Below are 25972 nucleotides of genomic sequence, written 5' to 3' on the forward strand. Positions count from 1 at the left end.
CCTTTTATCTTTGGGCTGCACGAGAAGATGGATCGATAGAAGCCCCTTTCGCAAACACAAGGGAAAGGACAGATACGATCAGAAGCAGAAGTCCTCCCAGAAACGTGGTGACGAGCAAGAAACTGCCAGAGGCCGTTGCTCCCCCGAGCATTACGCCAAGCAGAAGAAACGACAGGGTCACAGTCTGGAACAAGGCCATCCCTCTACCCCGCAGATGCACGGGCACTTGCATCATGAACAGACTGGCCAGCGGGAAATTCAGAAAAGCGTGGAAACAGCCTAGGCAGAGACACCACACATATACAAGGCCAAGCCCCCATAATTGTTGCAAAGCGGGGATTGCGTTTGCCAGCATCATGCCAGCTCCCATCAGTCCCATGCCGAGGAAAAGAACAGTGGTGGCCCGCAGACGCCTTGCTAGCTGAACGCCGAGAAACGCTCCGAAAAACGCTCCGGCCCCGTAAGTACCCTCCAACAATCCGAAGTGAAGTGCCGGAACGTGAAAGACATGCAGCAACAGCACTTTCAGATTGGTCGTAAATAAGCCGAGCACAAGCATAATGGGAAATAGCAGAAGCAAAATCAGGCGCAAAGCCGGGATGGAGCATATGTCTCGCAAACCACTGAGCAATGCATGCCAATAAGGAGGGGAGGCTTGCGACCGTTCGCTGCGGGCGCCAAATGTGAAGATGCTGAACAACAGCGCGGCCGAACAAAGATAGCTTGCGGCATCCAGCAGAAAAATGGTGCTGATCTGACTGTAGGCCAAGAGAAGCCCGGCCAAAGAGGGAGCGAGCAAGCCGATCGCTGAGGTGGTAGCTTGAAACAAGGCGACCCCCTCGGGGATGCGATGCTGCCCCACCAATTCGGGGACAGATGCGATGCGCGCCGTTTCAAAAAAAGCAGTGCCGATTCCTTGCATCACGACGAGCAGCAGCAACAGCGCCAAGGAGTCCTGTGCCAAAATCATGAACAGCACCATTAGCATGCGGTAGAGATCGCCAGCGATCATGATCCAGCGTCTGGAGAAACGCTCAAGCAAAGGACCGATGAAAATCCCCAGCACGGCTATGGGCACCATTTGGGCAAAGATCGCCAGACCGACCAGAAAAGGGTCATCGCTTGCCGTCGCGACGAGGTAAATCACAGCGGTTTTCGTAATTCCATCCCCGATGAACGATATGACGACGGAGAGCCAGTAGCGGAGGTAGTTGGAATCACGCAACAGGGCCAGCATGGGAGTCCTCCTTTTCTTCGTGAATTTGAATGTGTACAAACGTACAATATTTATGTAACGTAAAAATATTTTATTACGTAATTCGTTCCTTTGTCAAACGATAAAAAAACTCCTGCCGAGTTGACAGGAGTAATTGGGTTAGTCGTTGATTGGGAAAGCGATCTGCAAATCATTCAGTACTTTTTCCGGGAGTGTAGGGGACACTGGAGACACATGAAAGCTATAGCTGTCTTGCTTGGAAACGACATATCGGTATGATACTTTGTCCGTCCCGATTCTTTCCCGCCGATCGTCATAGGTGGCAAAATCAGGTTGAAGCCAGAGCGAGCCAATCCGCATTTGAGGGCTGGAGACAACTAGCGTTAGGGTATCCTTTGAGTAGGTAAATGAATGAATCATTAATTGTAGATGATCCAGAGAAACCGTTTTTGGATACTTTTCATTGAGTGTCAATGCAAACTGTTGAACGTCTTGAGGAACCATTTTTTTCTTTACGAAAACATAAGGAATATGAATGGACATCGCCTCTGGAGGTGCTTCGAATTTCTTTTGTGAGATAAAGGTGTAAACATATTTCTCATCTCTAACTACTTCTTCTTTATTCACAAACAAGTACTTTCTGCCCATTTCATCAACCAAATACGGTTCTTCGAGCGATGCCCAATAGTGTTCCTTCAAATCTAAATCAACCGTTACCTTTACATACGGAGGTGCCACTGTTACGTTCTCCAGGGTGATTTTATTCAGCAGGGACTCCTTATCAGTAAAATGGAGGGATGGTAGCGCAGGTTCTTTGTTTGAAGCCTGGGAAGATAGTTTCATTGTCTGCTCAACCAATCCTTTCCCCTGGGGAAACAGCAGCGTGATGGCGATCAGTAAGCATAAGGGAACGGCAACATAAAACAAAGGCTGTCTTCGTTTCGCGGGTTTCATGACACGCGTATGAATCCGTTCCTCCAGCTGGTCTATATTGGCCCGTTGTCGCAGACTTGGCGTATTTACGACTCTAGCAGAATCCCGCAGCAACTTGTCTATGTCCATGCAAACCCCTCCTTCTCCAATCGTTCCTTCAACTGCTTTTTCGCCCGGTGCAACTTGGTGTAGACAGCATCATGAGAAATGCCCAGAATCGTTGCCACCTCAGCTACCGTCAGATCCTGATAGTAATGCAAGAGAATGACTTCCCGATAGTTGGGGGACAGAGACAGGACGACACGTAGAACCTCCTCTTGCTCAGGAGCGCTCATCTCGGAATCATCCTGATAACCCGCCAGCTCCTCATTGATATTTCCGAAGAGAATAAAGCGGCGGAACCAGCTGGATCGCCGATGCATCTTGACTTCATTCACTGCGATTTTATAAATCCAGGTCTTCACCGAGCTCTCATTTCGAAAGCTGCCCATATGCTTGTATACCTTCACAAACACTTCCTGCGTCAGGTCATCGGCGATCGCGTGATTTTTCAGCAAAAAATAGATAAAACGCTGTACCGGGCGCAAGTATTGCTTCATGATTAACTCAAACTGGATGTCTTTTGCGTATTCAAGGGTTTGCACTTGTTCGTAAATAGGAACCCCTCCTTTCTATCCTTGTAGATGCTGCAAGGAGGCAAAATCTTACAGTCCTATTGTAACGAATGCAAAAAGCAAGTCCATTCGAAAGAGACAGCAAAGGCGAATTCGTTGTAAAATGATACCAAAGACAATGAACGGAGCGGTCAAGCCCATGGAACAAAAGCGGGAACGCGAAGGACGAATCGAAGAGCTGCGCGCCTTGAAGGAAATCGCCGAGACGCTGAACAGCTCACATGACATGAAGGAAATGCTGGAGGCGGTCCTGCGGAAGCTGCTGGAAGTCACCGGCTTGCATACTGGCTGGGTCTTTCTCATGGAGGAGGAGCCGTGTTATCTCCATGTCACCGATGTAAACCTGCCGCCAGCCCTGTCCTGGGAGGATAAAAAGCCGATGCGCTGCGGCACGTGCTGGTGTGTCGACAAGTATTGGGGAGGCAGGCTGCAAAATGCGGTCAACATTATCAATTGCAAGCGCATCGATGACGCGATCGAAAATAATTGGGGCGATACCCAATGCATCTACCATCACGCTACGGTGCCGCTGAAGGCTAGCGGCGAATGGTTTGGACTCTTGAACGTCGCTTCACCGGGTAAAACGCTGTTTACGGATGAAGAGCTGGCCTTGCTGGAGTCGGTCGCCTATCAGATCGGGACGGCGATCAAGCGGACGAAGCTCTACCAGGAGCAGCAGCAGCGAGCCAGCTATTATACCAAGCTCGGGGATATCGTCATGCAGCTCGGTCATGTACAGGAGCTGAACAAAATCCCCAGCGAAGCGGTCAAGCTTGTCGGTCAGCACTTTCCCTGGCTGGCTGTCGCCTATTTTGCCCAGGAGGCTGATTCGCTTTCATGCCGTGCCTACCATGCGGATGGTCAGCTGGCCAATGAATGGCATGTGATCCGCGGGCAAGAAGCGGGGCTGGTGCGTGAGGCCATGCAAAAAGGAAAGCTGGTCAAAAAGACGGCCATCACCGAGCCGCTTCCAGCACTGCGCGCAATCGGCTTGCCCGCCTACCAATCGGCAGTGGCGGTGCCTCTCAAGCAGCGCGGTCAGACGTTAGGCGCACTGCTCGTCCTGAGCGGTAAGAAGAATGGCTTTGCGGAGAATGATCACGAGATCCTGCTAGCGCTGTCCGAGCATATTTCCATCACGCTGGAAAACGCCAGGCTCAATCAGCAGCGAAGCGAGCTCGGCAGATGGGAAGAGCGCAATCGGTTGGCCCGGGATCTGCATGATTCCGTCTGTCAGAATCTTTTTTCCCTTTCCTTGCTGTCGCGAGGCTTGGAATCCGTTTTGCAGGATCCTGATCCAGCCGTGGCCCAGTCGTTGCAGGATATCCAACAATTAACCGAGGATTCCCTAAAAGAGATGCGTTCGTTAATCTGGCAGCTGCGGCCAGCGGGACTGGAACAGGGGCTGGTCACGGCCTTGCGCACCTATGGCGAAAAATTGGGGCTGACGATCGCAGGAAATCCCGAGAAGCTCTACGAACTCCCGCGCGCGATCGAGGAGACGCTGTGGCGAATCGGACAGGAAGCATTGAATAATGTGAGCAAGCATGCAGGGGACACCCAGGTGAAAGTGGTCCTGCAAATCAAAAATGGCCGTGTCCAGATGGAAATCCGCGATAAGGGAAAAGGATTTCCCATGTCCAATCAGGGAAGAATCGATTCGCTCGGGCTGGTCAGCATGCGGGAGCGCACCGAGATGCTGGGAGGTCTGTTCCAGGTGGAGAGCGAGCCGGGACGGGGAACCACCGTGCGGGTCTCGATTCCCTTTTATTAGTCGATAGGAATTTGCAAATAACTCCATCGGCATCATCGCGAGGCTCCGCCAAAGACTGGGCAAAGCCAAGTTTTGCTTATGCTGTATGGGAGCAGGAAGGGGAAAGAAAAACGATGAGTATCCGTATCTTGTTGGTCGATGATCATGCCGTGGTGCTGCGCGGCCTGCATTTTTTTCTGGCGACGCAAAAGGACTTCACGATCATCGGTGAGGCGCACAACGGAAAAGAAGCGTTGGACATGGTGGCGGCGAGCAAGCCGGACGTGGTTTTGATGGACCTCGTCATGCCGGAAATGGATGGGATTGAAGCAACTGCGCAGATCCGCAAGCTGTACCCGGATGTCAAGGTGTTGGTGTTGACCAGCTACAATGATCAGGACTATGTGCTGCCGGCCTTGCAAGCGGGCGCTTCCGGCTATTTGCTGAAGGATATGAAGCCCGACCAGATCGTCGAGTCCATCCGTGGTGCGCTAAGCGGCAATACGCAGCTGCACCCCGATGTGACGCAAAAGCTGATGGCGCAGATGAGCGCGCCTCTCCCAACCGTTACCCCGTCCGAAGGGAAGCCTGCCCAAACCGCGCCGTCCGTATGGGAAAACATCACCAAGCGGGAACGGGAAGTATTGATTCTGATCGCACAGGGAATGAGCAATAAGGAGATTGCCAGCGTTCTTGTCATCGCTGAAAAAACAGTAAAAACGCATGTGAGCAGTATTCTTTCCAAGCTGAATCTTGCGGACCGTACGCAGGCCGCATTATTTGCAGTGAAGAACGGCATGCTTGAGTAAGCAAACAGGGAGGTTCCTCGCCAAAGGGACCTCCCTGTTTTTCATGTCGATGATATCCATAAAGTCCTCTTCTACTCGGCATAAATACCCAAGCGTTGCGACTACCGCCTCATATACTAACTACAGTTCGAACCGCCATGGATGTGAACGGGGCAGAAGGAGTGATCGAGTGAAGCGGGTATTGGGTATCATGACCACCAGACTGACGAATATTGAACGGTTTCAATCCTATCGGGATAGAGCATTGCGCTGCGGATTTGATGATTTGATCGTATTTAGCCCTCTGAACGTCAATTTGCGCTCACGGCGCATCCGTGCCTTCCAATACCGGTATGGTCAATGGATACAGGGCATGACTGCTTATCCAAGCATTGTCTATGATCTCGGCTATTATAAAAATGAGGCTGCGTTAAAAGTAAGAAACTTGAGTGGGATGAGATTTCTTGCGGATTTATTGGATCATAAATGGATGGTACAGCGCTACTTGTCTTCCTCACCTTCCTTGCTTCCTCACCTGATCCCCACACGGTCATGGAACCAAGCAGACGATGCTCTTTCGATGATGGAGCTCCATCAGAGCGTGATGCTGAAGCCGATCAATGGGGAGAGTGGCTATGGCATCAAGCGACTGCGCCTGATAGACGGACAGTATGAATTGACGGAAAATGTGGGAACCACGATGCATTATCCACCTGCGGAGATCAAATCCGTGCTGGAAAAAATCAGGAAAACAGAAGGATACATGGTCCAGAAGTGGCTCGATATCCGCAATGTTCAAGGGCAGGTGTGGGATTTCCGCGTCTTGGTCCAAAAAGATGATCAGGGAGCGTGGCAATTTACCGGAATGGTTGGACGTTTGGGAATACCGGGTTATGTAACTTCCAATCTGGAAACGGGCGGAACGGCGATGGAAGCGAAGGCGTTACTTGAATCCCAGCTCGGTGGACCGCTGGCGGAAGACCTCCATGCGAAAATGATAGAACTCTCCCTGCAAGCTGCCGCACATCTGGAGCAAGCGGCACAGAAGCAACTGGCCGAGCTTGGTCTGGATTTTGCCATCGATAAGGAAAACCAGATCTGGCTGATTGAAGCAAATGCAAAGCCAGGCAAAAAGATTATGAGATATGCCGATCCCTCATTGGAGGTATATGAACGCAGTGTCATTTTACCGATGAAAAGGGCTGCCCATCTCCTCCAATCAGCCAGGAAAGCTCGGCCATCCCGGAGGAGGCGTGCGGAAAAGATCAACAGCATCATCGCGGACGGTATGGCCTACCTCGGTACTCCTTATGCATACGGATGCGGGGCAGGACGAACCGACCTGTTTGACTGCAGTTCGTTCACCCAGCACCTTTTCCGCATCAATGGGGTCCGCATGCCCCGTACCGCAAGGCTTCAGTGCATGATGAAAGGGAGAAAAAGGGCAAAAACGAAGCTGAGAAGAGGAGATCTTGTCTTTTTCACAGTCAGAAGACACGGAAAAAGAAAGGTGGGACATGTAGGGATATGCCTTGGCGACAATCGCATGCTGCATGCCTGTAAAGATCATGGTGTCGCCATTGAACATATCTTTTCATGGAAGTTCCCCTTCTATAAAGCGATCCGATTGCCTCTCTAGCCTGAGCTGATCCCTAAAGGGAGTCCGCCTGCATTGCGCCAAGCAAAAACAAAGCGTATTGCAACGGCCGACGCACAGCCAGCCGATACAAATGCTCCTGCCCCATTTGTTTGAAAAGATTGCGCGCAGGCATCGCGTTTACTTCGATCAGCCAGACAGCTCCCTGTCGATCAATCCCAATATCCAGCCCAAGCTCCATCATGGGGCCACAGTTGTCTTCGATCGTCTTGGCAGTCTCAAAGGCCAAGGTAAAGCACTCGCTGACGATGGCTTCCACACGTTCGTGGCCAAACAACGGGAGCAAAATCTTGTGTGTGAGAATGCCCCTTCCTCCTCCATGCAGGTTGGAAGTCGGGCTTTTTTTGCTTCCAATCCGCATACCATGCCCGGTTATTCTCCACATGCCCTGCTCATCCTTTTGCATCAGCAAACGCATATCCGCGATGTGTCGGGAGACGATGTCTAGCTGTAACCCCTGCTGGATCAAAAATTCTCCATCGCTTACCCAACGCTCCAGCCATTCGAAAAGTCGATTCCATGAACTGATCTTTCCATGTTTCATCAGACGATTCCGGTTGCGGCTGTGAAACAGAAAGTTCCCATTTTTCATTTCGAGACGGACGATGCCTCGCCCACCTGTGCCTTTTAGTGGCTTTAGATACACCATTTCATGTTTTTCCAGCATGCGCTGAAGCTCTTGAGGGCTGTAGGCTAGCGTTTCCGGAAGCCGCGGACGGAGAAAATCCGCATGCATCAGCATGCCATGCAACCGAAGCTTGTCAGGCAAAAAATGATTCGCAAAACGAAAAAGAGATTGTTGGCGCAGGGTAAAGTACGGTTCGAGTTCTGCTGCGGATTTGGATAGATAATGGTGGCGGTCGATCACGATGTCCGGCCAAGGAAATGTTTTCTGGACCCATTTATCTGTGTATACGAAACCGGTGATCTTTCTTTCCGCAGCCAGCACGTCCTTTGGCGAAAACAAGTAAACGATCGCCCCCAGACGCTCTCCTTCTTTTAATAAGCTGCGAAAAAAAGCAGGTTCTTCAAAAGGCTTCTTGCTGTGCAGGGTCAAGATGCCGATAATCGGACGATTCAACGTCTCCAATGAACTCACCTGCTTTCGTGAACGTGGCAGTTTGCTCTTCCACACTATATTGTTTCCTCATTCTCCGGGAACGGCGAGTGACCGTGCACTGTCGCGTATTTCTCTTCTGCGATCGTGGATGTAAGACTTTGGTCGTAAGCAGGTCCGCCCCAAAAAGCGGACTATTTTCGTACGCTTTTTCGGCCAATCTGCCGACGATGGATCGATCTGGAAACGGCTACAATGAGTACAGAAGAAAACGAAAACCAAAAACGAATGGAGAATTGATCATGAAAATTATGGTGCTCAACGGTTCCGCCACCAAACAATCGCATACACGCGGCCTATCCAAAGCCTTTATCCAGGCACTGTCCAGCGAGCAGGTAGAGCTGCTGACCTTTGACGTGGGCGTCGATATGCTGCCGATTTTCACAGGCAGCCCGGAGGATCGGGAACATCCGGCGGTACGCAAGCTGCAGGCTTATGCGGAGCAAGCGGATGGCTTTGTCATTACGACGCCGGAGTATCACAATTCGATGAGCGGTGCTTTGAAAAACGCTCTCGACTATCTGGGCGGACGCCAGTTTAAAGGAAAGCCTGTCGTAATCGGAGCAGCGGCCGGCGGGGGGAAAGGCGGCATCAATGCCTTGAACAGCCTGCGCCAAGTACTCCGCGGTGTATATGCATTGGTACTGCCGGATCAAATCGTAAGCGACCCGGATCAGCATGATGAAAAGGCAGATCTGGTCCAGTGGGATGCACGGGAGCGGGTGAACGGGATCGCCGCCGAGCTCCAACGTGTCACCAAGCTGCTGAGTGCAGGCAGATAATCAACGAGGATGTGTTGGGCCATGGAGATTGTGCAGCTCTCTTTGCAAACCGCTTCCCTGCAAGCAATGAAGCACTTTTATGAAACACAGCTAGATTTCACATTGCTCGCGGAAGAAGCAGATCGGTTCACTGTCGCGGTAGGAAGCAGCCGGCTGGAATTTTGGCAAGCGCCTGCTGGGAGCGAGCCAACCTACCATATCGCTTTCCGCATTCCGGAAAACAAGTGCGAAGAAGCGCTGGAGTGGCTGAAGCAGCGAGCAAAAGTGCTTGCCAATGAAGAAGATGGCGAACTGGTCCACTTTACGCATTGGAACGCTCATTCCATCTATTTTCATGATCCGGCGGGCAATATTGTGGAATTGATCGCGCGGCACAATCTGCCCAATCGCTCGGATCGTCCCTTTTCCTCATCGGAGATCCTGGGACTGAACGAAATCGGACTTCCCGTCGATGATGTATGGGAAACCATCGAGCGTTTGCAGCTTACCACCGGGATCCCGGTATGGAGGGAGCCGAGTGCAACCTTTGCCACTATGGGGGATGAGCATGGCTTGCTGATCCTGGCCGCCAAGGGCCGCAAATGGTTCCAGAGCCAGCTTCGGGCGGAAGCCTACCCGATGCACATCACCTTGCGCGGAGAACGGAGTTTACACGTGCGAATGAAGGAATATCTATTCGAATTTGTGCCAAAAGCTTGAACATTTTTCACCAAATCCCGAAGCGGTTTCGTCGCAAATGACGCTCGCTTCGGGGTTTTCTTTTGTTCAAATGGCCCCTTAGGGAAATCTCACTTTCCGACATATGGGGAAGTCCAAAATGTCGTTATTTACAAAATGTAACTTCGATTGATATAGTTACCTAGTATTGATTTGAAATTATCGGAAAATGAGAGATTGCCATGAAAACGATTATTCATTTGCAAAACGTTGAAAAGCAGTTTGCTGACCAGGTCGTCATCCCGCCGTTTTCGCTTGAGATAATCGGAGGAGAATTCCTGACACTGCTCGGGCCCTCCGGCTGTGGAAAAACGACTCTCCTGCGCATGATCGCGGGCTTTGAACAGCCTTCGTCGGGGGAGATTTTCCTCGATGGCAAGCCGATCAAGGACGTGCCTGCTTATAAACGGGACATGAATCTGGTCTTTCAGCATTATGCATTGTTCCCGCATATGTCTGTGGAAGACAATATTTTGTTTGGGCTCAAAATGAAAAAGGTGCCTTCCGCCGAGCAGAAGCGTAGACTGGATGAGGTGCTGACACTGACGCATTTGACGGAGCTGCGCAAGCGCAAACCTGCCCAGCTGTCCGGTGGTCAGCAGCAGCGTGTCGCCATCGCGCGGGCGGTCATTAATAACCCAAAAGTGCTCCTGTTGGATGAGCCATTGGGCGCGCTGGACTATCAGCTCCGTAAAAATCTGCAGCTCGAGCTGAAAAATCTGCAAAAAAACCTCGGCATCACGTTTATTTACGTGACCCACGACCAAGAAGAAGCGATGTCGATGTCAGACCGGATTGCGGTCATGAACCGAGGGGTCATCGAGCAGCTGGGAACACCGCAGGAAATTTATCTGCGTCCGAGCAGCTTGTTCGTTGCCAAGTTTATCGGCGAAAACAATATTTTCTCGCAGGAAAACAGCCATCTGGCCGTTCGCCCGGAGAAGATCAAGGTATACAAAAAGGATGCCAATCCGGAGCTGCACCAAAAAACCGGAGAGATCGTCGATGTCGTCTTTTTGGGCAGCCTGCAAAAAGTGTTCATTCGTCTGGATGGCTCGGAAGAAACGATCGTGCTGGCTCATGAAAACAGCGAAGCTACGCATGCATGGCAAGCGGGGGAGCGTGTGGGAATCGGCTGGGCGTTGCAGGATGAGGTGAAGCTGCCTTGATCAATCGTACCAAGTGGCTCTCTGTCCCAGGTCTGGTTTGGCTGGGCATCTTCTTCTTTATCCCGTTGCTGTTGGTCACGGTGCTGTCCTTTATGGAGCGCGGCACGTACGGGCAAGTTGTCTATTCCTTTACCCTGCAAAACTACGTTCGTTTTTTTGATCCGCTCTATGTAAGCATCCTGTTCGACACGCTGGTGGTCTCGGTATTGACCACGCTGCTGTCGCTGATGATCGGGTACCCGCTGGCCTACTATATCGCCCGCATGGATAAAAAGTGGCAGCATACGTGGCTCTTGGCGGTCATGATTCCGTTCTGGATCAATTTCCTGGTCCGTTCCTACGCCTGGGTGGTCATCCTGCGGACGCAAGGAGTCGTGAACACATTCCTGCAGTCGCTGGGCCTGATCACCGAACCGCTGCCGCTGCTTTACAACTTTGGCGCGGTCATGCTGGGGATGGTGTATACCCTTTTGCCGTTCATGGTATTGCCGATCTATGTATCGCTGGAGCAGATGGATCGCCGCAAGCTGGAGGCTGCCTATGATCTGGGAGCGACTCCGTTGAAGGCTTTTTGGCACGTAACCCTGCCGCTGACAAGGCCCGGCATCGTGACCGGCAGCATCCTCGTGTTTGTATCCTCCATCGGGATGTTCGTCGTGCCGGATGTCATGGGAGGCGCGAAGTCGGCGCTGATCGGAAACGTGATTCAGAATCAGTTCCTGTCTGCACGCGACTGGCCGTTTGGCTCTGCGCTGTCCATCATCCTGATGCTGTTGTGCATCGTGCTGATCTTTCTTTACTACCGCGTCATCCGTGTGCAAGAGCGTGAAGGAGGGGTGGAATAATGGGAGGATCGCGCCGAAGCCTTTTTTCTGTCTATTCATGGGTGGTCATGATCTTTCTGTACCTGCCCATCGTCATCCTGATGCTTTACTCGTTCAATGACTCGCGGATCAACGCGGTGTGGACCGGCTTCACCTGGAAATGGTATCTGTCGCTGTTTGAAAATCGACAGGTGATGGATGCCTTGTCCAACAGCCTCGTCATCGCGATCACGAGCAGCATCATCGCCACTGCGCTGGGCACCTTGGCTGCTTTGGCCCTCCACCGCTTTTCGGACAAGTGGAAAGCGGTGATGAACGGATTGATCTACTTGCCGATTATCATTCCGGAAGTGCTGATGGGATTATCGCTTTTGGTGTTATTCAGCCAGATCGGGTTTCCGCTTGGGAAGCTGACGATGATCGCCGCACACGTCACCTTTGGCATCTCTTTTGTGGTCGTGATCGTATCCGCACGCCTGTCGGGGATGGGGGACGAGCTGCAGGAAGCCGCGCAGGATCTGGGGGCGACTCCGTGGCAGACGTTTCGCCATATCACCTTGCCTGTGATCGCACCGGGGATCGTGGCAAGCCTGCTCTTGACCTTCACGATGTCGCTGGACGACTTCATCATTTCGTTTTTCGTAGCGGGCCCCAATTCGACGACATTGCCGCTGTATATTTACGGCTTGGTAAAACGGGGAGTATCGCCTGAAGTGAATGCGCTCTCCACTTTGATGATTGCGGTCACGATCCTGCTCTTGCTGATCTCGGAGATTTTCCGCCGCAAAGGGATGGCCAAGGAATCCAACAGTCAACTGCCGATCTAAACGGGTCGACATGATAAACCAAAATCTCCGCCAGCCGATTCCACTGGGGACGGCTGTGACGGACAAATCAGGGAGGTCTGGGAATTGAAAAAAATCAAAGCGTTGCTTGCAGGCATGTTGGTCTTCACCCTCGCGCTGGGTGCAGCAGGATGTTCTTCTTCGGAGGAAGAAAAAGTGCTCAACATCTACAGCTGGGCAGATAATTTCAATCCTGATGTGATCAAGGATTTTGAGCAGAAGTATCAAGTGAAAGTGAACTATGACGTGTTTTCCAGCAACGAGGAGATGCTCGCCAAGCTGCAAGCAGGCGCATCCGCGTATGATCTGATCCAGCCATCCGATTACATGGTCAGCACCATGATTCAGCTGGGGCTGCTGGAAGAGCTGGATAAGGGCAAAATCCCGAATCTGGGCAACATGGTCTCCACCTTCAAGGCGCCTGCGTTTGACCCGGAGAACAAATACTCCATCATCTATACGTGGGGTGTGACCGGGATTGCCTACAACAAAAAATATGTCAAAGACGAGATCGACAGCTGGAGCGATCTGTGGAATCCAGCCTACAAAGACCGCGTGATCATGCTGAATGACCCGCGTGAAGTGCTGGGCATGTCCCTGATCAAAAACGGCTACTCCAACAGCACCAAGGATAAAGCTGAGCTGGAAAAGGCGTTCAACGACCTGAAAACCGTCGTGCCGGGCGTGATCGCCTTTGACACTGACAATATCAAGCAAAAAATGATCGCGGAGGAAGCATGGATCGGTACCGTCTGGTCCGGTGACGCGGCCTTCATCAATGAGCAAAATCCGGATGTGGAATATGTGGTGCCAAAAGAAGGCGCGACGATCTGGGCGGACACCCTGGCGATTCCAAAAGGCGCAAAGCATAAGGCCATCGCGGAAGAGTTCATCAACTATCTGATGGACCCGGAAGTCAGCGTGAAAAACTACGAATGGGTCGGCTACAGCAATCCGAACGAAAAAGCGTATCCGCTGCACAGCGAAGAATATCGCGCCAACAAGATGATCTTCCTGGATCAAAAGGACCTGGAGCGTACCGAGTGGCTGATGGATGTCGGCGAGGTACTGCCGGAGTATGACCGTTATTGGACTGAGCTGAAAAGCGGTCGGTAATCGATCGTTGCCATAGAAAAAAGCTGAGAGGCTAGCTGCTCTCAGCTTTTTTTATGCGTGGAATTCAGTTCCCTTAATCCTGACACCATTGGGATCGATCAGGTTTGCTGAGCGCAATCCATGGATGACCGCTTCTTTGATCGCTATTTGTGAGCCCACACTTGAACAGATGCTTGGAACCGGCATGCCAAACAAGCGTTCAAGATCTTGCTCGAGCCCCTGGGCTTTTGTTTCCAGCAAGAGATGTTCGAGGTAAGCGGGTTCCACACCTGGATCTACGACATCCGTGTGTATTTGCAGTTCGATACGAAATCCGTAGGGAGTGTGAATAAACGTACGTCGTTCTCCTTCATCGATTTCCCAACGCAACTGGTTTGCGTTTGTGCAAATTTCGGCTTGATCACGTGAGGAAACCAAAAAACCAAGATGGTCAAAGCGAACCTGTTTACCGTAGCCAAACGTGATATTGACGTTGCCCTTCCTTGCCTCAATGATCCGAAAAAGAATCGGCTTTTCCCGGAAATCATCCCAAGTCAGCGGAGGATCGAAATGCTGAAACTCGCCCTGGTATTTTCCGACACGCTGGGTGATGCGAAATCCATTGGCCACATAGAAAGCTTCCGTTTCTTCCACAAAAGGCGTCCAATAATGATAGTGAAACAGCATAATGTCACCTCTTTCGAAACATTCGTGCGATTTGTTATACAAAAAATGGTATTTCCTGCCCTGCTCTTATGCTATGATGAACCTACTATCGACTAGGGGGGATGTATGATGAATACAAATACTCATGTTAATCATACCGGACGGACAGAGGCTAGAAAAGCAAAGATTAGGGAGGAACAAAGCAATGAGAAAAGTCTTCAATACGGAAGCGATGCCCCTTGAATTCACAGAATCTTACGGCAAAAATGCGACTACACTTTACCTGGGAGAAGCAGCCGGGAGCGAAAAAATCTATGTGAACATCGACCGGATTCCGCCAGGAGCGAAAAGCGCCAAATACCACAGCCACTCGCGACAAGAGGAGTTTTTTATGATCCTGAGCGGCACGGGCACATTGCGGATGAACGGAGAAGAGCGCGCCGTGAAAAAAGGAGATTTCGTCTCCAAACCTGCTGGCAAGGACATCGCTCATCAATTTATCAACACGGGTGAAGAGATGCTGGAGATCTTGGATGTGGGGACAAATGAGCAGGGAGATATTGCATACTATCCAGACGAGAATGTATACTTAGTACGTGGAACGGGTATCGCGTTTCAAAAAGATCAAGCACTGAAGAATTGGGATTCAGCCCCCAATGAGTAGAAAATAGCCAAACGGGAGGGATTTTTCATGTACGATGTAGCGATTATTGGAGCAGGTCCAGCGGGGGCTTCGGCAGCGCTGTTTACGGCGAAGGCAGGGAAGAAAACGCTTGTGATCGACAGTGACCAAAGCATCACCAAACGGGCGTGGGTGGAAAATCATTACGGTGTGGAAGAGATCACCGGTCCGGATCTTGTCGCGATTGGGAAAAAGCAAGCAGCGAAATTCGGTGCAGAGCTGATCGAAGGCAAAGCGCAATCGATCGAAAAGCTGGAGGACGGTTTCAAGATTGTAACCGAGAATGCTACATATGAAGCGAAGCATGTCATTCTGGCGACAGGTCTGATGGCCGATCTGGCAGAGGCATCGGGAATCGAGACGAAGCCAGGGACAGAGCCGCGCATCAAAACGGTAGTCAAAGCGGATGCGGAAGGAAAGACCAACATCCCGGGAATCTGGGCAGCCGGAACCGCTGCTGGGGTAAGCGTGCATACGATTATCACGGCGGGTGACGGGGCAAAAGTCGCGATTAACGTCATCAGCGAGTTGAACGGAGAGCGTTACGTCGACCACGATGTTTTAAAATCGTAAGAAAAGCAGCATGCATGCTGGTTTCGGCGGCAAGCCATACTATGGACAATGCAGCATATATTCCCTTTGAGGAGGATCACGCCTTGTCCAAGAACAACAACACCGAAAAGCGCCCGACGACAGCTTCGGCTGGATCGCGCGCAACGCCGCCGAAAACGAACGAAAACACCACCCATAATCTTCGCAAGGATTAAGAGCCGATGTTTCGGCTCTTTTTTGCGGAATGGGCATACCCCCCTTTGGGAGCGGGCAATCGGCGGTATTGGTCATTCTTTTCCAAGACACCGCGGATATACTCCACCAGGCTGTTCAATGCTTGCTGGTCTTCTGTAAGCTTGCAATTTTCATCATCCCAGTGTAGCAACCATACTTTCCCATTGGCCTGGACTTTTAACGAGTATGTATGAAATGGAACCTTCATGCAGGGCTTTAGCCATGGTTTCAAATCCCAGACTTTATCATGAAACAGGTTGATTTTTGCCATTTCTTTGTAAATGGACTGCATCTCTTCCTTGCTGAGCGTAAAGGGTACGGTGAGCGGAGGCTCGGTTACCATATCTTTCGTGTAGGACTGGTTGAATGTGTTCAACGTGTTTTTGGCGTCCACCCCGTAGGATAGGGAAAAAGCAAAGTCCTCCGGCATTGGCGCTGTCATGACTTGTTGGGATGAGACGGTTTCAAAATAGCTTTTATAGATGGATGTCCCCAAAATCACACATAAACACAACCATAAAACAGCATCTCTGGAAATCCGCAACGCAATCACCTCGTCGATAATGACGGAAGCAGATGGAAAAAGTTTCAAATGAATCGACCATAGGACTACCCGCGGAAGCATATTTCCCCTAAAATAAAAAAGGCTGCATCTACCGCAGCCTATTGGTTATCACGGTCCCAGACAGACTCTTCGAGCACATCCTTTGTCGGTGACAGCGCGTATGCAGCAGCCAACAATTCTGTCAGGCACAGCCCGATGATGATCAAGAAACCCTCCAACATGACCATACCACCACTCCTTTATAACGGTCTCACCCCTACCTTACAGGCTGAAACGCGTTTCAGAGCAAGCAGAAAATTGCAAACCGTGAAATGAGTGAAAAGGAAGCGATTCAACCATGGCAAATATCCGGGATATCGCGAAGCAGGCAGGTGTTTCCATCACCACCGTTTCCCGCGTGCTGAATGATCACCCTTATGTAAGCGAAGAAAAAAGGGCAGCGGTCTTTCGAGCGATGCAAGAGCTGCAGTACCGCCGGAATATCAACGCTGTCCATCTGTCCAAAGGGAAGACCAATATGATCGGTGTGGTCCTGCCGACCATCAATCATCCTTATTTTGGGGAATTGGTCGACGGGATTGCCGAAGCGGCTATCGAACATGGCATCCAATTGATTCTCTTTCAAACCAACTATGAAACGCATAGAGAGCTCGAGGCGCTGGAGCAGCTGCGCGGATCGGTGGTAGACGGAATCATTTTTTGTTCGCGAGCCATCCCGCTGGACATGCTTACAACCTTCAAGCACGATGGACCGATTGTATTATGTGAGGACGTGGAACAACCGTATTTTCCGAGTGTTTCGATCTGCCATGAGAAGGCATTTCGCTCAGGCCTGGATTATTTAACATTAAAAGGCTATGAACGAATTGGCTATTGTATTGGCAGAAAAGACACCGCCAACAGCATGAAAAGAAGGAAAGCCTATGAGGATAAGATGCGGGAGATCGGCAGGGAAGTCAGGGAGGAATGGATTTTTGACCGCTGCATCAACATCGAAGACGGGCGGCGTGTCATGAGGGAGTACCTCGCATTGCCCGAGAAGCCCGATGCCTTTCTGGTTAGTGCCGATCAAACGGCAGCGGGAATGGTACATGAGGCAAAGCAGTTGCGAGTAAGCATACCTGAGGATTTGGCGATCTTGAGCTTTGATAATCACCCGATTGCCGAGCTGATGGGTATCTCCACCATTGAAATCCCTACTAGAGAGCTGGGCATCCAGGCATTTCGCACGTTTTTCAAGCATCTTCATGATCCGGATACGCCCATTGAAAAATTGATGCTGCCCTATCGACTCATTGAGCGTTCGACCATATAAGACGGCTCCGCCAGTGTACGGCGGAGCCATTCGAGCTTCAACAATTATTACGGGAGCTTGATCCAATATTCCCCGATATCAAAAGCAACCTTAATCCAGCCATCCTGCTTTTCGATCGCTTTCACCACCGTGCCGGGCTCCAGCTTGCCCATAACCTCATAATCATCGCCAGGTCCGCTACGGATCAAAGCTTCCTCTTGCAGGAAGTATTCATTTTCGGCAAGAGGTGGTGCGGAATCATTCGATGGAGGGGTGTCTTCGCTGCCAGATGAATCCGAAGGCTCAGACGACTCTACGGGGTCATTTGCCGGTTCCCCCTCTTCGTCTGCAGGAGGCTCCAGCTTTTCCTTCGCTCCATCATAGACAAACTGATCGTCCTTCCAGACATAATGGGCAATTTCTTGCTCGCCATCCCCCAGCGGATTTGTGACGATCAATTTGCCAGGCGCTTCGATCGTCAAGTCATCCGCTTCCATAGACAGCACGGGCTTCCATGTACTTTCCCCCACAGCAAAGCCGAGATAGCGAGTGCTTCGTTTTTCCCCTTTAGCCCGAATCATCACGACAAACGTGTTGTTTTCAAGCAGCTGGTCTGTATAGGTAAAGTTGAGAACATCCAGATCTTTGTCTAGGGTTGTTTGATATTGGGTCACACTGCCATCGTCATTGAGCCGGGCGTAAAACAATTCATGTTCATCGGAAAAGGCAATCGCATAAACCTCTTTGTCTTCCTTTTCCTTGGTGGCCATCGTACGGATCCATTTTTTATCGGGATAGGCTTTGTCCAGCATCCGCATCGGATCGTGGATGATCCACTGCTTTTCCGCTTCATCGATGGCGTCTGACGTATTCGTATAGGCAGACAGCTCTCCATAAAGTTCCAGCGCTTTGTCAAACAGGTTCCGCTCCATGAACGATTGGGCGCGTCCCAATTCTTTTTCCATTGTCTCCTCAATCAGGCGTTTCACCTCTGAATCCGTGGAGAAAATCGAAAAGAGCCGTTCATAATCCTTGGCGTGCTGGATGAACGAGGCGAGGTCATCCTCGCGCAAATCCAACTGCAGCACCCGCCGCCCTTGCTTCTCTGCGATTTCTTGCAGCCAGACCGGCTCTATGCCCGCTTCGCCATACCGTTTCCAAGAATCATACAGGGTCGAGATCACCTGGACAAATTCCTGCTGATCCATCAGGTAGGCGAATTTATCCCGGTCGTACTCGCGAAAGCGCTTGGCCAGCTCCTTATCCTTTGCATCCTGATCGCCAAAAAAGGAGTAGGGGATCGCCGTGAGCACGGGAAGAAAGCTTTCATCTTCAAATTGATGCCGGTTCAAATTTTGCTGCATGTGTTGATAGGCTTGCTCTTTTAATTGGATAAACTTCCCAGACCATTTCTTATCTAATTCAAATGTTGCGATGATACTGTGAAAATATTGCGAGCTCGGACGATCGTCGGCATAACTCTTTTTGATCTCCAAAAAATGGCGATAGGGAGACAGGAGCTCTGCAGGATCTTTCACAGCGGCAGTGCTTTCCAGTTGTTCAGCAAGCGCCTCTGCTTCCTCCCGAGCGACAGTGAGCGAAGACAGCTCATCCTCAAGCTGTGCGCCTTTCGTTTGGATGGAAAAGGGCAGTGAAGCGAGCTTGTAAAAGCGTTCCGCCTGGGCATAATCTTTTTTTTGAAAAGCGGCTTCCGCAGCGTCCATATAACGCAGCTTTTCCACTGTGGCATACAGCTTGTAACCGACAGCGCATAAGGCAAGCAATGCCAAGACAAAGAGCAGATTACGCACCCGCAGCGATTGGCGATAGGAAGCGAAGACAATCATTGGCATGCTCCTTTTCTAAGGTTGCGGCTGATCCGCCGGGTTGGTCCATTCATGAAATTCCGGATCGAACGCATGCTTCGTCATGATGAGCGACTGCGTGCGGGCGTAGAGTTCAGGCCATTCTCCGGCCGGGCGGCTCTTCAGCAATTTGGCGAGGCGAAGCAACCGTTCCTTCGGCAAATGCTCGAGCATATCCAAGAGCAGGACCTGATACCGATCCACATAGGCTTTCATGCGCAAGGCGGCGCTGGCAGCATGGGTCAGAACCTCTACCCCATGCTCATGGCCCCTGATTTTCTCACGATGCAGCAGGCAATAATCTAGGACACGCTTTTTCAAGAGCGCAGGCTTGAGCTTGGCTACTTCCCGCAAATACGTGATAAAGTCTCGGTCATAGCGGGAGGGGATCAAGGTATCCAGCTCCAGATCCATATCTTTGCGCAGGATGAAATGATTGAGGTACATGATCTTGCGGATTTTCACGGTATCGTCATGCAAAAAGTGACCGACTTCCCGCAGCTTTTCGTAGGCATCCTTGTATCGGGAGGCCTTGGCATCCGCCACAGCCTGCTGGATATGGCGCAGCAGGGCCTGACGGATTTTGGTGCCTTCACCCTGCAGATAGCGGTCAAGCAGTGTCATTTTCTCGACCTCGGCAAACTGCTGCTGCATGAGGCGGAAACCGATCAACAACAGCAGGGAGGAGACAAGGCTGACAATCAGTTCGGTCATTGTGCTCGATACAAAGACAGAGAATGACAACAAGACGATCAGACCAAGCAGCTGAATCTGGCGGTTGCGCCGAGCCAGCCGTTGGGTGATGGCTTCGACGGGAATGTAGGAATGCTCGCGGCCGCACACATCGCAATGGGGCTGCCACAGGACGGAAAAGTTGTCGCAATGCGGGCAATATTTCAAACGAAGGTAGTGATAACGCGGCTTTTCACTTTTTCTGAATTGAATGGCTAGTTTTTTGTTCATGTGCCTCACTCTCATCATTCAGATTTTCCAAAAGCTGGCGGTCGATCGAGGCTTCATTCAGCCCGCGTTTTTTACGCCTATACAAAATGACGTATCTTCCGCCAATTAGTAACAAGATCAAAGCCAAAACGGAATAAGTTAGCATAGGGACGCTTCTCACCTCTTTTACGATGATATCATTCTGTCATATTTCGACACAAAGTGAAACGTAGTCCCACCCATGCTCGTATTACAGGTATATAACGGAAATATCATTTGCTAGAAATTGACGGGGAACGACAGCAGTAATGTAGAATGGAGTGGAAATGTTGCACTATATTGCACATTTTACTAAAAAAAAGAGATCAAATCGATGCCATACTAGCACGACGGAGGGCAGCACATGCGTCAAAACCTTTTCAAGAAAAAAGTCCTGATTCTCTCATTTTGTTTCTTGCTGATGTTGATGGTAGGAATGCCAGCGCCTGGTTGGGCAGCGGGCAGCGGCAATCTCGATGCCGTATTGGTCGTGGATGTGAGCAATTCCATGACCCAGAGCGACAAAAACAAGTTGAGCAACGAAGCGATGAAGATGTTTATCGATATGACGTCGCTATCCGGCAACAAGATCGGAGTGGTCGCGTACACAGACAAGGTCATGCGGGAAAAAGCGCTGCTGAAGGTAAACACACAGCAGGATAAAGAAGAGATCAAGTCCTTTATCGACAGCCTGCAGAAGGGCGCCTACACCGATATCGCCGTGGGGGTGCAGGAAGCGGTCAAGATTTTGGATGCGGGCCGCGATCCGGCCAATGCGCCCATGATCGTCCTCTTGGCAGACGGCAATAACGATTTCGATGAAGCGACAGGCCGGACCCAAAGCGATTCGGATCGTGAGCTGCAAGCCGCCATGCAAAAAGCAAAGGCAAATGGGTACCCGATCTACACCATCGGGCTGAACGCGGACGGCACCCTGCAAAAGCAGGTGCTGCAGCAAATTGCTTCGGATACGCAAGGGAAATTTTTCGAAGCGACCGAGGCCAGCCAGCTGCCGCAGATTCTCAGTGAAATTTTCGCGGATCACCTGAAGCTCAAGGTCGTACCGGTAAAAAATCTGGTCGGCAGCGGGCAATATGAGGAAGTCACCGTTTCGATTCCGAATGGAAATGTACTCGAAGCCAATATTTCCGTGATCTCCGGACAACCTGTCGAGGTGAAGATTGCCGATCCGGCGGGCAAGGCAGTGAGCATCCCGTCGAGTCAAGCCCAGATCATGCGTTCGAAGGCATACTCCCTAATCAAGCTGAATCAGCCGGCACAAGGAGACTGGAAGCTTCAAATCAAAGGGGCGGCGAAAGACAAAATCAATATCTCGCTCGTGTTCAACTACGATCTGGCCCTGGTCATGGAGCCCGTGCCTGCGAAAAGCTATCAGGCCGGGGACAAGGTGGATATCAAGGCCTACTTGGCGGCAAACGGAAATCCGGCTAGTGATGCAGCCTTGTATCAGCAAATGAAAGGCTCGCTGGTCGTGAACGATCTGACCTCCCAGCAGACTCAGGAAATCGCCTTGACCAATACAGGGAGTGGTTTTGAAGGAAGCTTTACGATTCCCGAGGCTCATCGCTACGAGCTGAAAGTAAAAGCGGATGGCAGCAGCTTCAATCGGGAGACAGCTCCCGTGCTCGTAGATGCGGCACAGGGAGCGGCCACAGCGCCAGAGGCAGTCCCGAACGGAACCGCGGAAGAGCAAGGTTCTTGGGGTCGAATCGCAGGCTGGGCAGCCGGCGCGCTGGTGGTCATCGCTCTTGGCCTCTACGGCTGGGCTGCCTACAAAAAAGCGACAAAGGGCTTCATTGGCCAGGTGGCCATCGAGATTCGCGATGAGGAGACTGGCGAGCGCACAAGCCCGCAGTATAAGAAGCTGAGCTTGTTCAAAGGCAAGGTGAAGCTGCATCAGCTGCTGTCGCTCGCGCCAGAGTTCCAGGAGACCGAGCAGGTCATTTTATTGCCGGGCGCCAACGATACCTTGATCCTACAGAACCGTTCCGCTTGCCGGATTGAAAAGGCAGGCAGAGTCATCGACGCGGCCAAGGGCAAGGAGCTGAAGAAAAACGACCGAATCAAGATCTCTCTGCAAAAGGTGAACAAGTCCATCTACGTCGACTACATTGTATAAGGAGAGGATTCCCATGAAAGCAATTGTAAGAGAACATATCCAGCAATTGGACGTTTCCCTTGGCGGAGGAATCGTCAGTGAAAAAATACGCGTAAATACGATTGATAACCCGATGCTGGTCATTGGCTTGGGCGGAACCGGGATCGATGCCCTGCTTCGCTTAAAATATCAAGTGAATCGCCGCTTCCGTTTACCGGAGGATCCACTGACCAAAAAGAAAAAGGAGAAGCCGGATAATATCGAGTTTCTCGCCTTTGAAACAAATGAACACGACCGAAACAAACGCTACAAAGGAATCGGGCTTGATCCGATCACGGAGTACGTGCTGCTCTCCAATCCGGAGATCGGCGGGGTACTGCAAAACCGCAGCATTTTGGAGCCATACATCACCGACTGGCTTTCGCCGGAGCTGACGATTACCGACGGGATCAACGGTGCGTCCGGGATCAGGCAGGCAGGACGTCTCTTGCTTTTCACGAAAATCAATCAAGTGGTTGCGACGATTGAGAAAAAAATCAAAATGCTGACAGAAGGCACCAACAAGAAGCTGATGGTCTTCATCCTGACCGGGATCTCCGGGGGAACCGGCAGCGGCTGCTTCCTCGACATCGCCTACATCGTGCGCGGCATCATGGAGAAGGAATTCGGCAGCGTGGGGGTAGACAAGGTGAACACGCTCGGCTATCTGTTCACGCCGGATGTGAACCTGTCCAATAAGAGCCTGAGCCCGCACACACGCGATTACATTATCAAAAACGGCTATGCCGCCCTGAAAGAGCTCGACTACTGGATGAACGTCGACGAGCGCATGGAGCGCTTCAAGCAGCAGTACGGCAATACGCTGACCGTCCATTCGCCGATGCCGCCGTTCAATCTGGCGCATCTCATCTCGGCGACCAATCTGGAAGGCAAGCCGCTGGAAAATGCGTATGACTACTGCATGAATGTGACGGCGGAAAACATCACGAACTTCATGGCGAATGAAGAGAAGCAATCGGGCGAAGAGTTCGCGATTCACGACTATATCAGCAACATCCGTACGAATATCAACCAGATGCCGAAAGCCTATGCAGCCAACTACCAGTACAATGTCATCGGCGCTTCCTCGGCTGTGCTGCCGATCGAAGAGATGACCACCTATCTGGCTTACCGCCTCTTTAAAAAGATGGAGAAAATGTTCAACGTCTCTCCAACTCAGGAGGATGTGGAAAAGCTGGCGCGCAAGCTCGGCTTTGACATCGATTCCGTATCGAGAAAATTCGAAGAGCGCGTGCCGGAGCCGCTGCCAGGCTATGAAAACAGCGAGCGCCTCAGCTACAACAACGTGATCAAGATGCAGGTCGTCAGCGTCGATACGGAGTTGGAGCAAGGCTATCTGGCAAAGGCGCGCGAAGCCTATATCAAATGCAAGAAGCAGCTGCCAGGAGAGTTGATCGGTCAATTCGGAGAGGCGATCACCAAGGTGTTTCTCCATCCGGAGCAGGGGCCATTCTACGCCTCGAGACTGATTCATTCCGATAAAGGCTTCTGCATACTGAAAATGATTTCTTCCTATATCGATAGCTTGAAAGCGAACCTCGAATCGTTCCAACAGGAGATTGATGAAATTCGCGATGTAGCAAACGAAAAGCTGGGCGATGCCCGCAGTGCGTTCATCTCCAAGGACAAGAAGAAAAACGCGTATATCGAAGCGAAAATCACCGAGTACCATATCCGCGGCGATCAGGAAAAGCTGGAGCAAATGATCGAGTTTTACGAGGATCTGTACCGCCTGCTCAATCAGGAAAACAATCGGATTTACTCCGTCTTCACGGAAATCCTGAATGCGCTCAACCAGATTTTCGAGAAAAACGGCGACATCCTGATCAACGGCGAAGAAGAGACCGACCGTTCCGGCAATCGGACCTATTACTGGAATATCGTCAATGTGCCCGACATCGCCAAGGTGATCAGCAACATCATGGACGGAAAGGACACCGATGATCTGATCCGCGAGTTTACCCAGGAGCTCTTGAAGCGCTCGGACAAATGGGTGAAGGAGCAGGAGGTCGACATCGTCAGCTCCATTTCCGACTTCCTGAGCGACGAATTTGGCGATCTGATCACCAAATCCATGGAAGAATTCCTGCTGATCAAGTATGGACAGGACGAGACGATCGACCGGATCGTAGAGCGCAAAATCGCGGGCAAGCTGGACGAGGAAGCCGTGCCGGTGTTCCATCTGAGCAACAGCATCGGCAATCTCCATTTCCCATCCTGGGGCTTCGTCTCCGTCCCGGTGAAGGCGCCTGGCATTTTGAAAGGGATCAAAAACTATCAAAACACCTCGATCAGCGGCTCGCGCTTTACGGTGAAAGAGAGCGAAGTGAAAAACCGGATCTTCTGGCTGAATACGAAAAACGGGGTGCCGCTCTTCGTCTACACGCCGCTGAAAGTGTACGAAGAAAGCTATGAACGTACGATTCTGGACAAAGAAGGGATCGGGCGCCATCTGGTGCAATCCGACAAGGACAACTGGACGTATCTGCCTTCCCCGATTCCGGAAAAATCGTGGGGAGAAACCTACGAGAATGATCGCGTCCGTGCTTACAACAAGCAGATCCGCGAGCTGTTCAAACGGGCGTTGGAGCTTGGCATCATCGTGGAAAGAGGCGCGGACAGCCAATCCAGCAGCCGCTATGAATGCATCATGACCAAACCATTCTCGCTTTCGACTGTGCTCAGCACATACAAGCTGACTCATGCAGATGGCAAGCCGAATCCGGGCGAAGTAAAACGGGCGCTGCAGGGGCTGAAAGGCTATCTGGAAGGCGGCTTGGAAAAAGAAGCGGTGCGCCCGATCTTTGGCAGTGTGAACGAAGAGATGGCGATGGAAAACCTGATTCGCTCTCCGCAATTGATCCGCCTCGTGCGCCAAGAAGTACGGAGCCAAGAAGAGATCATGGCGAAAATCGCCGAGCTGGAAGCGACCATCGGCGCCCTGCAGGGAGAAGAAGCCTTGCTCGACTTGTTCCTCGAGGTGATGTACACCGGCACGATTTGCAAGCGAGGTGCGCAGTACGTGTACGATCGGGATGAGGAAGAAGAGGCTTGGGAGCCATTCGTCAACCTGATGAAAACGAACAAATATGTAGAATATGCGATCATGGAAAGCATGCGTGCGCTTGAGCCGAAAAAGACGAGCCTGCTGAAACGCAAAAGCGGACAGCGCAGCGCAGAGATGACCGCTGCGGAAGATACAACGGCATTGGTCGCCAAGCTGGAGGAGCTCGCGGCTTCCGTCAAAGATTCCCGGGATGCCCTTGAATATGATCGCGGTGATCTGGTGAACGGCGAGGAAATGTACGATTTCTACAAACGCGCCTACTCGAAGCTGAACGATATGATCAAAATGCTGAAATAAAAGAAAGGCGAGCAGGTGGA

Annotated in this window: 23 protein-coding genes; 14 read left to right on the top strand and 9 right to left on the bottom strand. The window is 51.3% G+C overall.

The window, feature by feature from the left end; translation table 11 throughout:
• Positions 1–4: 4 nt before the first annotated feature.
• The 3 genes from EIZ37_RS01660 to EIZ37_RS01670 form a co-directional block, all read right to left on the bottom strand.
• A complete protein-coding gene (locus tag EIZ37_RS01660; RefSeq protein WP_134682800.1) occupies positions 5–1237 on the bottom strand; it encodes an MFS transporter in 1233 nt (410 codons plus the stop codon).
• Between the two features lie 138 nt (positions 1238–1375).
• Positions 1376–2278, bottom strand: a complete 903-nt coding sequence (locus tag EIZ37_RS01665) for a hypothetical protein (protein ID WP_134682801.1) — start codon at positions 2276–2278, stop codon at positions 1376–1378.
• Complete coding sequence (locus EIZ37_RS01670; protein WP_134682802.1) at positions 2269–2748, bottom strand: RNA polymerase sigma factor; 480 nt, start codon at positions 2746–2748, stop codon at positions 2269–2271. The genes EIZ37_RS01665 and EIZ37_RS01670 overlap by 10 nt, the downstream gene beginning before the upstream one ends.
• 214 nt (positions 2749–2962) lie before the next feature.
• Here EIZ37_RS01670 and EIZ37_RS01675 point away from each other — a divergent pair, with 214 nt between their 5' ends.
• From EIZ37_RS01675 to EIZ37_RS01685, 3 genes are all read left to right on the top strand, one after another.
• A complete protein-coding gene (locus EIZ37_RS01675) occupies positions 2963–4597 on the top strand; it encodes a GAF domain-containing sensor histidine kinase (RefSeq protein ID WP_134682803.1) in 1635 nt (544 codons plus the stop codon).
• 113 nt (positions 4598–4710) lie between these two features.
• Positions 4711–5385: a response regulator gene (locus EIZ37_RS01680; RefSeq protein ID WP_134682804.1), complete on the top strand. Its 675-nt coding sequence runs from the start codon at positions 4711–4713 to the stop codon at positions 5383–5385.
• A 169-nt stretch (positions 5386–5554) separates the two neighbouring features.
• Positions 5555–7003 (top strand): YheC/YheD family protein, encoded by a 1449-nt coding sequence (locus EIZ37_RS01685; RefSeq protein WP_167568602.1) that lies wholly within the window; start codon positions 5555–5557, stop codon positions 7001–7003.
• 13 nt (positions 7004–7016) lie between these two features.
• On the opposite strand, the gene EIZ37_RS01690 is transcribed toward EIZ37_RS01685, so the two are convergent.
• Complete coding sequence (locus EIZ37_RS01690) at positions 7017–8156, bottom strand: YheC/YheD family endospore coat-associated protein (protein ID WP_134682806.1); 1140 nt, start codon at positions 8154–8156, stop codon at positions 7017–7019.
• Between the two features lie 224 nt (positions 8157–8380).
• On the opposite strand from EIZ37_RS01690, the gene EIZ37_RS01695 reads away from it, so the two are divergent.
• The 6 genes from EIZ37_RS01695 to EIZ37_RS01720 all read left to right on the top strand — a co-directional run bounded on the left by EIZ37_RS01695 (position 8381) and on the right by EIZ37_RS01720 (position 13591).
• A complete protein-coding gene (locus tag EIZ37_RS01695) occupies positions 8381–8920 on the top strand; it encodes an NADPH-dependent FMN reductase (protein WP_134682807.1) in 540 nt (179 codons plus the stop codon).
• A gap of 21 nt (positions 8921–8941) precedes the next feature.
• Entirely contained in the window at positions 8942–9619 is a 678-nt protein-coding gene (locus EIZ37_RS01700) for a VOC family protein (RefSeq protein WP_134682808.1), read from the top strand.
• Positions 9620–9819: 200 nt separating this feature from the next.
• Positions 9820–10806: an ABC transporter ATP-binding protein gene (locus tag EIZ37_RS01705; RefSeq protein WP_134682809.1), complete on the top strand. Its 987-nt coding sequence runs from the start codon at positions 9820–9822 to the stop codon at positions 10804–10806.
• Positions 10806–11651, top strand: a complete 846-nt coding sequence (locus tag EIZ37_RS01710) for an ABC transporter permease (RefSeq protein WP_205683767.1) — start codon at positions 10806–10808, stop codon at positions 11649–11651. The genes EIZ37_RS01705 and EIZ37_RS01710 overlap by 1 nt, the downstream gene beginning before the upstream one ends.
• Positions 11651–12457 (top strand): ABC transporter permease, encoded by an 807-nt coding sequence (locus tag EIZ37_RS01715; RefSeq protein ID WP_134682811.1) that lies wholly within the window; start codon positions 11651–11653, stop codon positions 12455–12457. Before EIZ37_RS01710 ends, EIZ37_RS01715 begins: the two co-directional genes overlap by 1 nt.
• Positions 12458–12571: 114 nt before the next feature.
• Positions 12572–13591: an ABC transporter substrate-binding protein gene (locus tag EIZ37_RS01720; RefSeq protein ID WP_167568620.1), complete on the top strand. Its 1020-nt coding sequence runs from the start codon at positions 12572–12574 to the stop codon at positions 13589–13591.
• Between the two features lie 51 nt (positions 13592–13642).
• Here the strand turns inward: EIZ37_RS01720 and EIZ37_RS01725 are convergent, their stop codons facing one another.
• The gene (locus EIZ37_RS01725; RefSeq protein ID WP_134682813.1) at positions 13643–14257 is read right to left on the bottom strand and encodes a hypothetical protein; all 615 of its coding nucleotides are present in this window, start codon (positions 14255–14257) and stop codon (positions 13643–13645) included.
• Between the two features lie 184 nt (positions 14258–14441).
• Here EIZ37_RS01725 and EIZ37_RS01730 point away from each other — a divergent pair, with 184 nt between their 5' ends.
• Together EIZ37_RS01730 and EIZ37_RS01735 are read left to right on the top strand one after the other, a co-directional pair.
• Complete coding sequence (locus EIZ37_RS01730) at positions 14442–14900, top strand: cupin domain-containing protein (RefSeq protein ID WP_134682814.1); 459 nt, start codon at positions 14442–14444, stop codon at positions 14898–14900.
• Positions 14901–14927: 27 nt separating this feature from the next.
• Complete coding sequence (locus tag EIZ37_RS01735) at positions 14928–15491, top strand: FAD-dependent oxidoreductase (RefSeq protein ID WP_134682815.1); 564 nt, start codon at positions 14928–14930, stop codon at positions 15489–15491.
• Positions 15492–15681: 190 nt separating this feature from the next.
• On the opposite strand, the gene EIZ37_RS01740 is transcribed toward EIZ37_RS01735, so the two are convergent.
• A complete protein-coding gene (locus EIZ37_RS01740; protein WP_134682816.1) occupies positions 15682–16206 on the bottom strand; it encodes a hypothetical protein in 525 nt (174 codons plus the stop codon).
• Between the two features lie 161 nt (positions 16207–16367).
• Complete coding sequence (locus EIZ37_RS26505) at positions 16368–16496, bottom strand: hypothetical protein (protein WP_268898730.1); 129 nt, start codon at positions 16494–16496, stop codon at positions 16368–16370.
• Positions 16497–16606: 110 nt separating this feature from the next.
• Here EIZ37_RS26505 and EIZ37_RS01745 point away from each other — a divergent pair, with 110 nt between their 5' ends.
• A complete protein-coding gene (locus EIZ37_RS01745; RefSeq protein ID WP_134682817.1) occupies positions 16607–17584 on the top strand; it encodes a LacI family DNA-binding transcriptional regulator in 978 nt (325 codons plus the stop codon).
• A 47-nt stretch (positions 17585–17631) separates the two neighbouring features.
• On the opposite strand, the gene EIZ37_RS01750 is transcribed toward EIZ37_RS01745, so the two are convergent.
• Both EIZ37_RS01750 and EIZ37_RS01755 read right to left on the bottom strand, forming a co-directional pair.
• Positions 17632–19410: an SH3 domain-containing protein gene (locus tag EIZ37_RS01750; RefSeq protein WP_167568604.1), complete on the bottom strand. Its 1779-nt coding sequence runs from the start codon at positions 19408–19410 to the stop codon at positions 17632–17634.
• Positions 19411–19425: 15 nt separating this feature from the next.
• Complete coding sequence (locus EIZ37_RS01755; RefSeq protein ID WP_134682819.1) at positions 19426–20391, bottom strand: hypothetical protein; 966 nt, start codon at positions 20389–20391, stop codon at positions 19426–19428.
• A gap of 439 nt (positions 20392–20830) precedes the next feature.
• Here EIZ37_RS01755 and EIZ37_RS01760 point away from each other — a divergent pair, with 439 nt between their 5' ends.
• Both EIZ37_RS01760 and EIZ37_RS01765 read left to right on the top strand, forming a co-directional pair.
• On the top strand, positions 20831–22549 hold the full coding sequence (locus EIZ37_RS01760) for a VWA domain-containing protein (RefSeq protein ID WP_407921107.1): 1719 nt from the start codon (positions 20831–20833) through the stop codon (positions 22547–22549).
• A 13-nt stretch (positions 22550–22562) separates the two neighbouring features.
• The gene (locus EIZ37_RS01765) at positions 22563–25952 is read left to right on the top strand and encodes a tubulin-like doman-containing protein (protein ID WP_134682821.1); all 3390 of its coding nucleotides are present in this window, start codon (positions 22563–22565) and stop codon (positions 25950–25952) included.
• The last annotated feature ends 20 nt before the right edge of the window (positions 25953–25972 follow it).

Source organism: Brevibacillus migulae, assembly GCF_004521915.1.
In the GTDB taxonomy this organism is placed as follows: domain Bacteria; phylum Bacillota; class Bacilli; order Brevibacillales; family Brevibacillaceae; genus Brevibacillus_F; species Brevibacillus_F migulae.